The sequence below is a fragment of the Gammaproteobacteria bacterium genome (genome assembly GCA_017999615.1).
GTDB lineage: Bacteria > Pseudomonadota > Gammaproteobacteria > JAABTG01 > JAABTG01 > JAGNLM01.
On sequence record JAGNLM010000005.1, the window covers coordinates 24,533 to 38,500 of the forward strand.

Annotated in this window: 11 protein-coding genes; 4 read left to right on the top strand and 7 right to left on the bottom strand. The window is 71.4% G+C overall.

The window, feature by feature from the left end; genetic code table 11:
- Positions 1-108: 108 nt before the first annotated feature.
- From KA217_06245 to KA217_06270, 6 genes are all read right to left on the bottom strand, one after another.
- On the bottom strand, positions 109-1,053 hold the full coding sequence (locus KA217_06245; GenBank protein MBP7712053.1) for a hypothetical protein: 945 nt from the start codon (positions 1,051-1,053) through the stop codon (positions 109-111).
- Positions 1,050-1,874 (bottom strand): metal ABC transporter permease, encoded by an 825-nt coding sequence (locus tag KA217_06250; protein MBP7712054.1) that lies wholly within the window; start codon positions 1,872-1,874, stop codon positions 1,050-1,052. Before KA217_06250 ends, KA217_06245 begins: the two co-directional genes overlap by 4 nt.
- Complete coding sequence (locus tag KA217_06255) at positions 1,871-2,506, bottom strand: ATP-binding cassette domain-containing protein (GenBank protein MBP7712055.1); 636 nt, start codon at positions 2,504-2,506, stop codon at positions 1,871-1,873. The genes KA217_06250 and KA217_06255 overlap by 4 nt, the downstream gene beginning before the upstream one ends.
- On the bottom strand, positions 2,503-3,117 hold the full coding sequence (locus KA217_06260) for a class I SAM-dependent methyltransferase (GenBank protein ID MBP7712056.1): 615 nt from the start codon (positions 3,115-3,117) through the stop codon (positions 2,503-2,505). Before KA217_06260 ends, KA217_06255 begins: the two co-directional genes overlap by 4 nt.
- 24 nt (positions 3,118-3,141) lie before the next feature.
- On the bottom strand, positions 3,142-5,064 hold the full coding sequence (locus KA217_06265) for a TonB-dependent receptor plug domain-containing protein (protein ID MBP7712057.1): 1,923 nt from the start codon (positions 5,062-5,064) through the stop codon (positions 3,142-3,144).
- A gap of 135 nt (positions 5,065-5,199) precedes the next feature.
- On the bottom strand, positions 5,200-6,405 hold the full coding sequence (locus tag KA217_06270; protein MBP7712058.1) for an MFS transporter: 1,206 nt from the start codon (positions 6,403-6,405) through the stop codon (positions 5,200-5,202).
- Between the two features lie 129 nt (positions 6,406-6,534).
- Between KA217_06270 and feoB the strand changes: the two genes are divergently transcribed.
- The 4 genes from feoB (at position 6,535) to KA217_06290 (ending at position 12,401) form a co-directional block, all read left to right on the top strand.
- Positions 6,535-8,655, top strand: coding sequence for a ferrous iron transport protein B (gene feoB / locus KA217_06275; protein ID MBP7712059.1), 2,121 nt, complete (start codon positions 6,535-6,537; stop codon positions 8,653-8,655).
- Between the two features lie 134 nt (positions 8,656-8,789).
- On the top strand, positions 8,790-9,239 hold the full coding sequence (locus KA217_06280) for a cytochrome c (protein ID MBP7712060.1): 450 nt from the start codon (positions 8,790-8,792) through the stop codon (positions 9,237-9,239).
- 49 nt (positions 9,240-9,288) lie between these two features.
- Positions 9,289-10,170: a cytochrome c gene (locus KA217_06285; GenBank protein ID MBP7712061.1), complete on the top strand. Its 882-nt coding sequence runs from the start codon at positions 9,289-9,291 to the stop codon at positions 10,168-10,170.
- Positions 10,171-10,349: 179 nt separating this feature from the next.
- Positions 10,350-12,401, top strand: coding sequence for an elongation factor G (locus KA217_06290; GenBank protein MBP7712062.1), 2,052 nt, complete (start codon positions 10,350-10,352; stop codon positions 12,399-12,401).
- Here KA217_06290 and pap read toward each other — a convergent pair.
- Positions 12,398-13,948: a polyphosphate:AMP phosphotransferase gene (pap, locus tag KA217_06295; protein ID MBP7712063.1), complete on the bottom strand. Its 1,551-nt coding sequence runs from the start codon at positions 13,946-13,948 to the stop codon at positions 12,398-12,400. The genes KA217_06290 and pap overlap by 4 nt on opposite strands.
- Positions 13,949-13,968 lie beyond the last annotated feature (20 nt).

Genomic DNA, 13,968 nt, shown 5'->3' on the forward strand with positions numbered 1-13,968 from the left:
CGCGGGCGCGCGCCGTGGGGTAGGCTCGCCCCCGGGGGACGGGGACGACCCGGTGGTGCCGGGGGGTGGAGGATGGACGCCCGAGCGCTCGTCATACGCAATAGGATATTACGGATGGCAGGCCAGTAACACTGCTCTGGCGCAAGGGACCCGCACTTCGTGCCCCCCCTCGGCCGGCGATGCGCGGGAAACGGCCGCCGCCCCCCAGGGTTTCGGTGTCTTCCCTTCCCCGAGCGCCTCGCGGAAGCGCCGCGCGTTCTCCCGGACCAGCCCGGCGAGGTCCAGGTCCAAGCCCGGGAAATTGACGAGCACGACCCGCGGGACCCCGGCGGTCTCGGCCAGCTCTGCGCCGCCGGGGGCGTGGGCGTTGTCGAGGACCATCTGGGGGCGTCGCTCCAGCAGCCGCAGCAGGTCGGAGGGGCGCGCTGGCCCCATCGCGAAGGTGGCAACGACGTCGAGTCCGGCGAGGCGCGCCCAGGCCTCGAGGAATCGATGGACGAGGGCCCGGGGTCGGGCCCCCTGGCCCAGGATTTCGGCAACCGTGCCGGTGAAGCGCTCGCGCTCCCGTTGCAGCGCGGAGAGGTTCCGCTCGGCCTCCGCGGGGTCCCCGAGGAGCGCGGCGAGCCGGCGCACCTCCTGGTCGGTCACCTCCGGGTCGTGGTCGAGGCGGACCTGCACGACCTGACCGCGCGAGCCCACGGCCTCCCGCAGACGCTGGGCGAAGCGCTCGAAGCCCCCGAGGACCAGGAAGTCGGCCTCGGCCACGGCCAGCAGGTCCGAGGGCCGCGGCTCGTACTCCGGAGGGTGCTGCAGGGTCGGCGGACTCAGGACCCGCACCTCTCTCGCCCCCGCCGCCCGGGCGACCGCCCCGGCCCACGCGGTGGACGCGACGACCCGCGGCTCCCTGTCGGCCGCCGGGGCCGCCCTGGTCGCCCCGGCCGCCGGGCCCGGGGCTGCCTCGGCTGCCGGGGCCGCCGGCTCCCAGGCGAGCGCGAAGACCAGGGCCAGGGCTGCTGCCCAGCCCGGTCGACGGCTGGCGCCGGTGCTCCTCACGCGGGGCCCCCGCGGGCGCGCCGCAGCAGGAAGGTCCCGAAGGTGATGGTCCCCGCCGTCAGCACCAGCACGGGTCCCACGGGCTGGTCGAGGGCGAGGGCGATTCCGAAGCCGAGCAGGTTTCCCACCAGTCCGAACGCCACCGCGAGCCCCACGGTAGTGCCGAGGGACGCCCCGAGGTTCCGGGCCGCGAGGGCCGGCAGCAGGGTCACCGCGTCCACCAGCAGGGCCCCGGTCACCGGCATCACGGCGCCGATGGCCAGCGCCACGAGGACCAGGGTGACCACGAGCACCCGGTCCACCGCCACGCCCGAGGCAAGCGCGACCTCGCGGTCGAAGAAGACCAGGGCCAGGGGCCGCCGCAGGACGAGGTACGCGGCGGCCACCGCGGCATTCAGCGCCGCGAGGAGCGCGAGGTCCGCGGGGCGGGTCGCCAGGACCGAGCCCCAGAGGAGCTCCATCGCCGCCGAGGCGGGAAGCCCCGCGGCGGCGAGCAGCAGGAACGCGATGGCGATGGACACCGTCATCACGAAGCCCATGGCGCCGGAGGTCCCGCTGGGGCGTCGGCTGAGCGGCACGAGCGCCGCGCCGGTCGCGGCACAGGCCGTGAGCGCGCCGGCGAGGGGATTCACCCCGGCCACGAGCGCGAGCGCCGCGCCGAGCAGGGCGGTGTGCATGAGCGCGAAGCGCGCCGTCAGGATGTCGAGCCCCACGATGAAGACGCCCACGATGGGCATCCCCACGCCCGACACGAGGATGGCCGCCAGCCCCCGCTGCACGGGGGCGAGCGAGAGCAGGTCCAGGAGGTCGGCGCCGTTCACGCGGCGTCCAGGAGCCGGCCCGCAGCGAGCGACAGGCAGCGGTCGCAACGCCGGGCGAGCGGCTCGTCGTGGGTCACGATCAGAGCGGCGGCGTCCAGGCCCACGAGGAGATCGGCGACCTCGGCCTGGCCGGCGAAGTCGAGGGCGGCCGTGGGCTCGTCGACCACCAGCAGTGGCGCCCGGCCGGGGGCGGCGAGCGACCCCAGGGCCCGGGCGAGGAAGACCCGTTGCAGCTGCCCGCCGGAGAGCTCGGCTACGGGCCGCGCGACGAGGCCGCTCACGCCGAGCCGGCCCGCGGACTCGAGGGCGGCGGCCCGGTTGCCGCTGCTGGCGAGGAGCTCGTCGACCCGGAAGGGGAAACGCCCCAGGGGCAGGCGCTGGGGCATCCAGCCCACCTGCCGCAGCACTCCCGGCGAGCCGGGTGCCTGGGCCTTGCCCTGCAGGTACACGCGCCCCGCCCGGGAGCGATCCAGGCCCAGGACCGCGCGCAGCAGCGTGGATTTGCCCGAGCCGTTCTCACCGGTCAGGGCCACGTGCTCGCCCGGCTGCAGCGCGAAGCTCGCGTCCTCCACCACGACCTGGCGTCCCCGCACGCAACGCAGGCCCACGACCTCGAGGGTCGGGCGCGTCACGGGGCGGCGGGGGTCTGCCTGCGCCCCCGGGCGAGATAGCGCCCGGGGCGGTCCACGGTCTCCGGCACGCCGAGGCCCGCGGACTCGAACAGCCCGCGCATGGACGGCTCGTCGGGCAGGCGGTCGCTCTGCACGGCGTGGTAGCGGCCGTGGTGCGCGGACAACTCCTCCCGGCTGAGCAGGTGGGCAACCACCACCTCACCGCCCGGGCGCGCCACCCGGGCCATCTCGGCGAGGGCCCGGCGGGGGTCGGGGAAATGGGGGAAGGCCGCGAAGCACAGCACGACGTCGAAATACCGGTCGGGGAAGGGGAGCCCCAGGGCGCTGGCCTGGACCAGGAGGTCCCGGGAGCCGAGCGGTTTGCCCCGCGCGACTCGGAGCATGGCGTGGGAGAGGTCCAGCGCCACGATGGTCCCCGCGGGCCCCAGGGCGGCCCGCAGGTAGGGGTGGAGGACGGCGGTCCCCGCCCCCAGGTCGAGCACGGCCGCGTCCCGGGGGAGGGCGAGGTCACCCACCAGCTCCGCGAGTCGCGCGAGCGTCTCCGGCGGGTAGGAACGTGCCTCCCAGCCTTCCGCCCGCTCGTCGAAGAAGACCTGCTGAGGGTCGCGCACGGGGCTCCTGTCCGGTCAGGCGCTCTAGAGGGTGAGGACGACGCCCACCATAGCGCCGATGCCCGGCATCGGGTAGCCCGGCCGGTACTCGTAGTCCTCGTCGGTGATGTTGTCGAGCGCGAGGAAGACCTCGCTGCCCGGGCCGTGGCGCCGGTCGGTCAACTGGTAGGCGACGCGCGCGTTCAGCAGGACGTGTCCGTCGACCTCGTCGGTGTTCTCGGCGTTCAGGCGCCGTCCCTGGGAGAGGACCTGCATCTTCCCCACGTACTCGGCGTCGGCGCTCACCCGCAACCGCGGCAGGGCCTGCCAGTTGGTGCCCATCGAGACGGAGGTGCGCGGTGCGTAGGGCAGGTCGCTCGGCCGGGTGTCCTGCAGGGTCAGCCCAGCGAAGACCGACACGTCCTGGCTCGGCGCCGCGGTGACGGTCAGCTCGGCGCCGCGGATCCGGAAGGTCTCGATGTTGGCGTAACGGGGCGGGGGTGGCGGTGCGGGCACCACGAGGTAACGGTCGTGGCCCTTGTCGTAGAAAAGGCTCAGGCCCGCCTGCAGCCAGGAGGTGAGCGCGTGGTCGACGCCCACCTCGAAGTGGTTCAGGGTCTCCGGCTCGAGGTCCTCCCAGGAGTGGCCGAGCTTGGGAATGATGTAATCGGAGAAGACGACGACCTCGAGGCCCGGATAGTTGACGCCGCGGGCGTAGGACCCGTGGAAGGTGGTCTCGCCGTTGCGAACCACCACGCCTGCCTGGGGCGCCCACTCGTTCTGGAACTCGTTGTGGCGGTAGAAGCGCACGCCCCCCGAGGGGGTGATCGACCACCCGTCCCCGAGCCCCCACTCGTGGCTCACGACGGCGAGGGGCGAGTCGACCCGGAAGGCCGAGGCTTGCCAGTGGGTCAGGACCCCGTTCTGCTTGATGAAGTCCACGTCACCGTCTACCCGGTCGCTGTCGAAGCCGAGCTCGATCCGGCCGCCTTCCCAGGGCTGCAGGGACTCCCGCACCCGCAGGCCCGTCTGCTCCCAGTCCATGAGGGTGTCGCGGTCGGTGCCGGTCTGTCCGGTCCACTCCGACCTGCCGTCGTTGGAGTAGACCTTGACCTCCCCGGCCACCCGGTCGTAGTCGTGGGCCAGGGTCAGGGTCCAGAGGGAGTCCCGGGTCCGGTACTTGCCCTGGCGCGTGGCGGGCTTGCCGACCTCCCCGGGGTCCATCGCGTAGTTGTTGGAGTGCAGGCCCATGACCGAGGCCTTCCACTCCGGCGAGACCTGGTAGCCGATGCGGCCGTAGACGTTGGAGGTCCGCCCGTCCGCGTGGTCGCGGTACCCGTCGGAGCGCCGCCAGCCCTGGGCCGCGTAGGCGTCGAAGGGGCCCTCACGCACGCCCACGTCGAGGGTCTCGGCCCAGGTGTCGAAGCTCCCGCCCTGCGCCGAGAGCCGCGCGAGGTGCCCCTCCTGCGTGAGGGCCTTGGGCTGCAGGTTGATGGCGCTGAAGGTGTTGCCGAAGCGGTGGGGCTGGGCCCCCTTCACCACCTCGATGGAGCCGGCCGCGTCCACGGGCAGGAGGTCCATGAGCGGGTGGTTGTAGACCCCCATCATCAGGGGGACGCTGTCCACGTAGGTCTTCATCTCGCCGCCCGGGCGGCTCGAGCCCATGCCGCGCACGAAGATCCCGCCGCCTTCCGCCCCCCCGAAGGAGCCCACCGGGTTGTAGCGGGAGATGGTGACGCCGGGGGTGCGGCGCAGGGCCGAGGGGAGATCCTGGGCGTTCAGGTCCCGGACCTGGTCCTCGCCGACCACCGTGGACACACCGGCGAACGGGTCGATCCGGTTCGCCTCGATGATCGGGGTCGAGACCACGTCCAGGGTCGGCAGGGCGACCGGGGCCTCGGCATGCACGGTGAGCGGTGCGACCAGCAGACTCGCCAGCGCCAGGCGCCCGCAGGGGATCTCCTTCATGGGGTCATTCCTCTCGCTGCAGAACCACAGACCCGGGCAACCGGCGTTCCCTGCCGGTCCCCGGACCCCTTCGCGACAGCGGAGGGATATTACCATTATCCGTAATCGTATTACCAGGGGCGTCACGCGCCCGTGTCACGCGCCCGCGGCGGGTCCCTCGTCCCCGACCGGCTGCGGGGCCGGGCGGCCCGACTCGCGGACTTCGAGGACGGCGATGAGCAGCGTCAGGGCCAGCACGACGGTCCCGGCTCCCACGACGGCCGGCCAGCCGCCGTGCCGGTAGGCGTAGCCGCTCACCGTGATCCCGACGCTGCCGCCCGCGTAGTAGAAGAGCACGTAGAGCGCGTTGCCCCGCCCCCGGCTGCTGGTGAGCCGGCGATTGAGCGCGCCCGCAGCTGCGGCGTGGGTGGTGAAGAACCCCGCGCAGGTGAGCATCAGACCGGCCAGCACCGCGACGAGGGACGGGATGAGGGTCAGGGCGAGGGCGAAGGCGAAGACCGTGGTGCCGAGCGCGAGCGTGGGGCCGCTCCCGATGCGGTTGGCGAGCCGCCCGGCCAGGGGGCCCGTCACCGCGCCGATGAGGTACACGACGTAGAGGAGGGTGATGAGCCCGGTGGACGCCTCGAAGGGCGGCGCGCTCAGGTAGAAGGGCAGGTAGTTGAAGGTGACCGAGAACACCCAGAAGGCGCCGAAGGCCACCGCGTAGGTCCGCAGCACGGGCCAGGAGGTGAGGAGCTGGCGGTAGCCGACCTCGGAGCCGTGGCGCGGCGGGGTCTCCGCCGCCCCGGGGAGCCATCGGGCGGCGGCGAGGGCCGCGGCGAGCACGAGGGCGGCCGCGCTGACGAAGGCGTAGCGCCAGTGCAGGGGGGGGTGGATCCACCCTCCCAGCAGGCGCCCGCCAAGGCCCCCGACCACGGTGGCGGAGACGTAGGCCCCCATGACCACGTTCAGGCGGGCGACCGGCAGCCGGTTCGCCAGGTAGGCCGCGAGGCAGGTGGTCAGGGCCGGCAGGAACAGGCCCTGGGCCAGGCGGGCCGTCACCAGCAGCCCGAACTGGGTGGTCAGGGCGCAGAGCAGGCCCGCCCCCCCGACCACCAGCCCCCCGGAGAGGATGATGGGGCGCATGGGATAGCGGTCCACGAGCTTGCCGAAGGGCAGGGTGGCGAGGGCGATCCCCAGGATGGCGGCGGAGATGGACAGGGACGCCCCGGCCTCGTCGACCCCGAATTCCTCGGCGAGCACCGGCAGCACCGGCTGGGTCAGGTAGATGTTGGTGAAGGCGGCGGCGACGAGGGCGAAGACGAGCCCCTGCAGACGGCGTGACTCGATGTCGCTCACGATTCGCTCGGCTCCCGGTGTCGCATGTGCGCAGGCGCGGATTCAACCGCCCTTTCGGCCGCGAGTCCACCACCGGGCCGGGTCTCTGCGGTGCACCGGCGCCGTCAGGCACCGGCATTTACTCACCCCGGGATGTTGGTGGATGATTGTGCGCACACGCACAGCGCGCCTCCCGATGACCCTCGACACCCTCCCGTTGCTCGAGCCCGCCACCATCGACGAAGTGGAGCCGTCCGGCCCGCTGACGTCGCGCATGCGGGCCATGGGTCTGCGCGCCGGGCGCGAGGTGGTCGTGGTGCGCCGCTCGCGGTTGGGGGGGACCATGCAGGTCCGGGTGGGCGGCACCGACCTCATCATCCGTCCCCGCGAGGCGCGCCTGGTCCGCGTGCGGACCCCGTCCGCGTGAGCGCGGGCAGCGCCGCCGGCCGCAGAGGGACGGCGGATCCTCGGGGGGGCGCCGCAGGGACGCCTCGGCGGATCGCCATCGTAGGGATGCCCAACACGGGCAAGTCCACCTTCTTCAATCTTCTCACCGGCGCCCGCGCGCGCATCGGCAACTGGCCCGGGATCACCGTCGAGCTCCTCTCCGCCAGGATCACGCTGGGCACGGGGGTCGTGGAGGTGGTGGACCTCCCTGGCGTCTATGACCTGCACGGCTACGCGGAGGACGAGCGGGTCGTGCGCCACTTCCTGGAGCACAACGAGGTCAACGTGGTCGCCGTGCTGGTGAGCGCGACCCAGCTGGACCGTCAGCTGGTCCTGCCCCTCCAGTTGAAGGAGCTCGGGCTCCCGCTCGTACTCCTGGTGAACATGCAGGACGAGGCCCAGAACCTCGGGATCCAGGTGGACGTGGGCGCGTTGGCCCACGAGCTGGGGATCCCCGTGGTCGCGATGAGCGCCAAGTACGGGCTGGGATTCGCGAACGCCAGCCGGGCGCTCGAGCACGCGCTGTACAACAGCGAATTGCGTCGCGCCAACGCCGAGTCCCTGGCCGCGGACGACTCCCTGGAGGCGCGGCTGGACACCCTGGTGGAGCGGGCAGTCCACGTGCCGGTGCAGCTGCCCCAGGGGCTCACGGCCCGGCTCGACAAGGTCTTCCTGCACCCCTGGCTCGGTCTGCCGGTGTTCTTCGCCATCCTGTGGCTCGTGTTCGAGGCCGTTTACACCCTGGGCACGCCCCTGCAGGACGGGGTGGCCTGGGTGCTCGAGCACGTGAAGACGGCCGCCCTGGTGCCCGCCATGGACGGAGCCCCGGCGGTGCTGCGCAGCTTCCTCCTCGAGGGCCTGTACGACGGCGTGGGCACGGTCGCCTCGTTCCTGCCGATCCTGCTGCTCTTCTTCCTCTTCATGGGCTTCGTCGAGGACAGCGGGTACCTCGCCCGGGCGGCCTTCCTGATGGACGCCTTCATGTCCCGGATCGGCCTGGACGGGCGCTCCTTCGTGATGCAACTGATGGGGTTCGGCTGCAACGTGCCCGCGCTCATGGGCACGCGCGTGATGCGCTCGCGCGGCCTGCGCCTGCTGACGATGCTGACCATTCCCTTCTCGCTCTGCTCGGCGCGCCTGCAGGTCTTCGTCTTCCTCACCACCGCGGTCTTCACGCCGGCCGTCGCGCCGCTGGCGCTCTTCAGCCTCTACCTCCTCAGCTTCGCCGCGGCCTTTCTCACCGCGCTGCTCTATCGCCGGCGGCTGGTGAACGACGAGCCGCTGCTGCTCGAGCTCCCGCCGTTCCGCGCCCCGACCCTCGGGCAGATGGCGCAGCGCGCCTGGGAGGAGGTGAGCCACTTCCTGCGTGGGGCGACGGTCTTCATCGTGCTGGGAGTGGTGCTGGTCTGGTTCCTCACCCATTACCCCTTCGGTAGCGTGCCCGCGGGCCCCGAGACCCTGGCCGGCCGTCTCGCGGAGTGGACCCAACCCGTGTTCGCACCCCTCGGCTTCGACAGCCTGCTCAGCGTCAGCCTCATCTTCGGGTTCGTCGCCAAGGAGATCGTGCTCGGCGCGATGGCGGTGATCTACGGGGTCGGGGAGAACGGCCTCGCCGGGGTGGTCGCGAGCCGGCTGGACGCGGTCCAGGCCTACAGCTTCATGCTCTTCGTCCTCCTCTACACCCCCTGCCTGTCGGCGGTCGCGACGCTTCGGCAGGAGTCCCGGAGCTGGGGTTTCACCGTGCTCGCCGTGGTCTGGCCCCTGCTCCTCGCCTGGCTCTCGAGCTTCCTCTTCTACCAGCTGGCGCGGGCGCTGACGGCGGCCTGATCGGCGGGGCGCCTGCCGGCGTCAAGGGCCGGCTTGCCCGGAACGGGGCAGGCGAGGGTAAGATGCTAGCCGGCGTTTACCCTTCGAACCGGTGACCCCGTCGAGCGGCGAAGACCCGCGTGGAGCAGAGAGCGATGACCATCCGCGAGCGTTTCGTAGAGTCCCTGGCCCTTTGTGGCGTTCTCGTGACCGGAGCCGCGTGGGCCGCGGACTCCGAAGAGGTGATCAAGTACCGGCAGGCGGCGATGAAGGCCCTCGGGGGCCACACGACCGCGATGGCCCAGATCGTCCGCGGGAAGGTACCCTTCGGCGGACAGCTCGACGGCCATGCCCAGGCCGCGGCGTCCCTCACGAAGGACATCCCGGCGATGTTCCCCGCCGGCTCGGACTTCGGCGAGAGCGATGCCAGGCCGGAGGTGTGGAAGAAGCGGCCCGAGTTCGAGAAGGCCGCCGGGGATTCGGGCAAGGCCGCAGAGGCCCTCGCGGCGGCGGTCCGCTCCGGTGACTCCGCTGCGGGGGGCAGGGCCTTCGACGGCTTTGCCCAGACCTGCAAGGGTTGCCACCAGAATTTCAGGGCGAAATAGGCGGGGCCGCGCCGTGGGACGCGGATGGCCCCGATGGGCGGCGGCGTGCCTGGTGCTCGCCGCCGGTTCCTCGTCGGCAGCGGATGCCGACGTCCTGACCCGAGGTGCCTACGTCTATCGCGCCTCGGGCTGTCTCGCCTGCCACACCGAGGACCGGGCGGGGGGTGCGCCGCTTGCCGGTGGGCGCGCGCTCGCGACCCCACTCGGGACCTTCCTCGCCCCCAACGTCACCCCCGACCCGGAGCACGGCATCGGGCGGTGGATCGAGTCCGACTTCGCCCGGGCCCTGACGCGGGGCGTCGCGCCGGACGGGTCCCCGTATTACCCGAGCTTCCCGTACACGAGCTACACGCGGATGCGTCCGGAGGACGTCTCCGTGCTGTGGGCGTACCTGCGTACCGTCGAGCCCGTGGCGGCACCCGACCGGCCCCACGAGCTGCCGCTGGTTCTGCGCGCCCGGTGGGTCAACTGGTTCTGGCGGGCGCTCTATTTCACCCCTGGCGCCTTCGCCGACGACCCCTCGCGCACCGCCGAGTGGAACCGGGGCGCCTACCTCGCGGAGGCGATGGCGCACTGCGGAGAGTGCCACACCCCACGCAACGCCCTGGGCGGGACGGACGACACGCGGCGTTACGCGGGTGCCGTGCAGGGAGCCGAGGGTGGGGCCGTTCCGAACATCACGCCCGACCGGGCCACCGGCATCGGGCGGTGGCGCCCCGGTGACCTCGCGGAGTACCTCGCGAGCGGCGCGACTCCCTCGGGGGACTACGCGGGCGGCGGGATGGCCGAGGTGATCGAGAACGGCACCCGCCACCTGACCGCCGCCGACCGTGCGGCCATCGCGGCCTACGTGCTCTCCCTGCCCGCGGTCGAGAACGCGGGGGGGCGCAAGGAGCGCGGCGCAACGAAGCCCCGGGGAGAGTTCGATTGAGCCGGGGGAGACGCATCACAGGGGCCCGGCGCCGGGTGGTGTGGGCCGGCGCGACCCTGCCAATGGGGGTGCTCCCAGGGGTATCCTAAACGCTTTGTAACCACTGACACGAACCGCCCGCACGCGTTCGTCGCCGGCCGAGACCGGCACCTGCCCGGGACCAGGGAAGCGAGGAGATCATGCCCAGCTACACGACGCAGGACATCCGCAACATCGCGTTGGTTGGCGCCGGTGGCGCCGGTAAGACCACCCTCCTGGAGGCGCTGCTGCACGCGGCCGGCGCAATCTCGGAGCCCGGTCGCGTGGACAAGGGGACCACGGTCAGCGACTTCGACGCCCTGGAGAAGGACCTGCTGCACTCGCTGGAGTCGGCGGTCGCGAGCTTCGAGTTCCGCGGCCGGCACCTGAACGTGATCGACACGCCGGGGCTACCCGACTTCCTCGGCCGCTCCGTGTCGGTACTCCCTGCCGTGGAGACGGTGGCGGTGGTGATGGACCCCCACGCGGGTGTCGAGATGACCACCCAGCGCCTGCTCGAGCGCGCCGCGGAGCGCGGGCTCTGCCGGGTCATCGTCATCAACAAGATCGACGCCGAGGGCGTCGACCTGCCAGCACTGCTGCAGCAGGCGCGCGAGGCCTTCGGCAAGGAGGTGCTGCCGATCAACCTCCCGGCGCGGGGCGGAAAGGGCGTCGTGGATTGCTTCTTCCAGGCCTCCGAGGAGCCCGCCGACTTCTCCTCCGTGGCCGACGCGCACACGCAGATCATCGACCAGGTGGTGGAGGTCGACGAGGCACTGATGGAGCTCTATCTGGAGCAGGGAGCCGACCTCCAGCCCGAGCAGCTCCACGAGCCGTTCGAGAAGGCGTTGCGCGACGGGCATCTCATCCCCGTCTGCTTCGTCTCCGCCCAGACCGGCGCCGGCGTGAAGGAGCTCCTGGACGTGTTCTCGCGTCTGATGCCGAGCCCGCTGGAGGGCAACGTGCCGCCGTTCCTCAAGGGGGAGGGTGCCGAGGCGCAGCGGGCGACGATCGTGCCCGACCCGACCCAGCACGTGGTGGCCCACGTGTTCAAGGTGACCTTCGACCCCTACCTGGGCAAGCTCGCCGCATTCCGGGTCCACCAGGGCACGGTCACGCCGAGCTCTCAGCTCTTCGTGGGCGAGGCACGCAAGCCCTTCAAGGTCTCGCACCTGTTCCAGCTGATGGGACGCGACCGCCGGGAGATCGACGCGGCCATCCCGGGTGACATCTGCGGCGTGGCGAAGGTCGAGGAGGTGCGCTTCGGCGACGTTCTCCACGACTCCCACGAGGCGGACCACTTCCACCTGCGCTCGGTGCGCTGCCCCTCGCCGATGTTCGGGCTTGCCATCGAGGTCAAGCGCCGGGGCGACGAGAAGAAGCTCTCGGACGCCCTGCGCAAGATCGCGGAAGAAGACCCCTGCCTGGTCGTGGAGCAGAACGCGTCGACCAACGAGACGGTGATTCGCGGGCTCGGGGAGATGCACCTGCGCGTCGTGCTCCAGCGCATGCAATCCGCCTACAACGTGGAGGTGGAGACGCGCCCCCCCCGCATCCCGTACCGCGAGACGATCACCACGAACGCCGAGGGTCACCATCGCCACAAGAAGCAGACGGGCGGTGCCGGGCAGTTCGGCGAGGTCTATCTGCGCATCGAGCCGCTGCCGCGGGGCACGGGCTTCGAGTTCGTCGACGCCGTGGTGGGCGGGGCGATCCCGAATCAGTTCATCCCCGCCGTGGAGAAGGGGGTGCGCCAGGTCCTGGAGGGCGGCGCCATCGCGGGCTATCCCCTCTCCGACGTGCGCGTGACCCTGTACGACGGCAAGTACCACGCGGTCGATTCGAAGGAAATCGCGTTCGTCACCGCCGGGAAGAAGGCCTTCGTCGATGCCGTCGCGAAGGCCAAGCCGGTCATCCTGGAGCCCGTGGTGACGATCCAGGTGAAGACGCCCGCGAGCGCCGTCGGTGACATTACCGGGGACCTCTCCTCGATGCGGGGCCGGGTGAACGGCACCGACATGCTTGCGGGCGGGCGTGTGCTGATCGAGGGTCTGGTGCCCCTCGCCGAGGTGGGCAACTACCAGTCGAAGCTGAAGTCGGTCACCGGGGGCGAGGGGAGCTACACGATCGAGTTCAGCCACTACGACCCGGTTCCGCCAAAGGTGCAGCAGGAGCTCGTGGCGGCGTTCAAGCCGCGCGAGGAAGAGGACTAGGGAGGCGTTCGCGCGAGCGCCTGCTCCAGGCGCTCGCAGAGCACCTTCAGCACCTTGATCCGCGCGTATCGTTTGTCGTTCGCCTCCACCAGGGTCCAGGGCGCCAGGCGCGTGCTGGTGCGCGCGATCATGTCGTTCACCGCGAGCTCGTACTGGTCCCACTTCTCGCGGTTGCGCCAATCCTCCTCGCAGAGCTTCCAGCGCTTCCACGGCACTTCGACGCGCTGGTTGAAGCGGGCGAGCTGTTCGTCCTTGGTGATGTGCAGCCAGTACTTCACCAGGACGATCCTGTGCTCCACGAGCTGCTCCTCGAAGTCGTTGATCTCCGCGTAGGCCCGCATCCACTCCTTCTCCCTGGCGAAGCCCTCCACGCGCTCCACCAGCACCCGCCCGTACCAGCTCCGGTCGAAGAAGGTGACGCGCCCGGCGCGCCCCAGATGCCGCCAGAAACGCCAGAGGTAGTGGTGCCCGCGCTCCTCGTCCGTCGGCGCGGCAAACGGGATGACCTCGAAGTGCCTCGCGTCGAGCGCGCCGGTGCAGCGGCGGATCGACCCGCCCTTGCCTGCCGCGTCCCAGCCCTCGAAGACCACCAGCGTGGAGACGCCGTTCTTCAACGCCTCCCGGTGCAGCAGGTTGAGCTCGCCCTGGTACTTGTTGATCTGCTGTTCGTAGGCCTGCTTGCCGAGGACCAGCTTCATGTCGAGCGCCGAGAGCACCGTGGGCATCTTGCCGAGGGTGGGGGGGGGCGAGGCCCCGTCGGGGAGCTCCCGCCCCTCGGTCGGTGGGGGGGGCACGTGCAGGGCCTGCAACTCGGCGGTGACCCGGCGCTCGGCCTCCAGGTGGGCCATATGCTGGCGGATCGAGTCACGGAGGATGGTTCCCACCGTGAGACCCCGGTAGCGCTCGTCGAACCCTTCGACGATGTGCCAGGGGGCGTGTCCCGTGCTCGTGCGCATGACCGTGCGCTCGGCGGCGCTGATGAAGGCGTCGTACATGTTCCAGTGGCGCCAGTCGCTCTCGGTGACCCGCCAGCTGAGCGCCGGGTCCTTCTCGAGGGCCTTCAGGCGCTTCTTCTGGGCCGCCTTGCCCAGGTGCATCCAGAATTTGACGAGGAGCGCGCCGTCGTCGGCGAGCGCCTTCTCGAACGAGACCACGCGGTCCAGACGGTCGTCAAACTCCGCGGGTGTGATGTGGCCGTGGGCGAGGTCGAGGACGGGCCTGGAGTACCAGGCGCGCAGGAAGAACCCGATCCGCCCCCGAGGGGGAAGGTCGCGCCAGTAGCGCCAGTACTCGGGACGCTCGGCCTCCTCCTGGGAGGGGTCGTCGTAGGCCCGCGTGATGAGCCAGCGGGGGTCCATCCACTCGTTGAGCAGATTGACGGTCTCCCCCTTGCCGGCCCCGTCCACGCCGGCGAAGACCACGATGACGGGGAAGCCGGCGCCGCGCAGCGTCTGCTGAAGCTCCAGCAGGTCCTGGCGCAGCTCCGTCGCCTGTTCGTTGTAGAGCTCTCGTGTGACCTTTCGCCCCAGCTCGGCAGTCCTGAACACGTGTGGTCGGTCTCCTCGGC

Coding starts and splice junctions, on each gene's coding strand:
- KA217_06265 (MBP7712057.1), bottom strand. CDS start 5,064: ATGAAGGAGATCCCCTGCGGGCGCCTGGCGCTGGCGAGTCTGCTGGTC.
- feoB (MBP7712059.1), top strand. CDS start 6,535: ATGTTGGTGGATGATTGTGCGCACACGCACAGCGCGCCTCCCGATGAC.
- KA217_06280 (MBP7712060.1), top strand. CDS start 8,790: ATGACCATCCGCGAGCGTTTCGTAGAGTCCCTGGCCCTTTGTGGCGTT.
- KA217_06290 (MBP7712062.1), top strand. CDS start 10,350: ATGCCCAGCTACACGACGCAGGACATCCGCAACATCGCGTTGGTTGGC.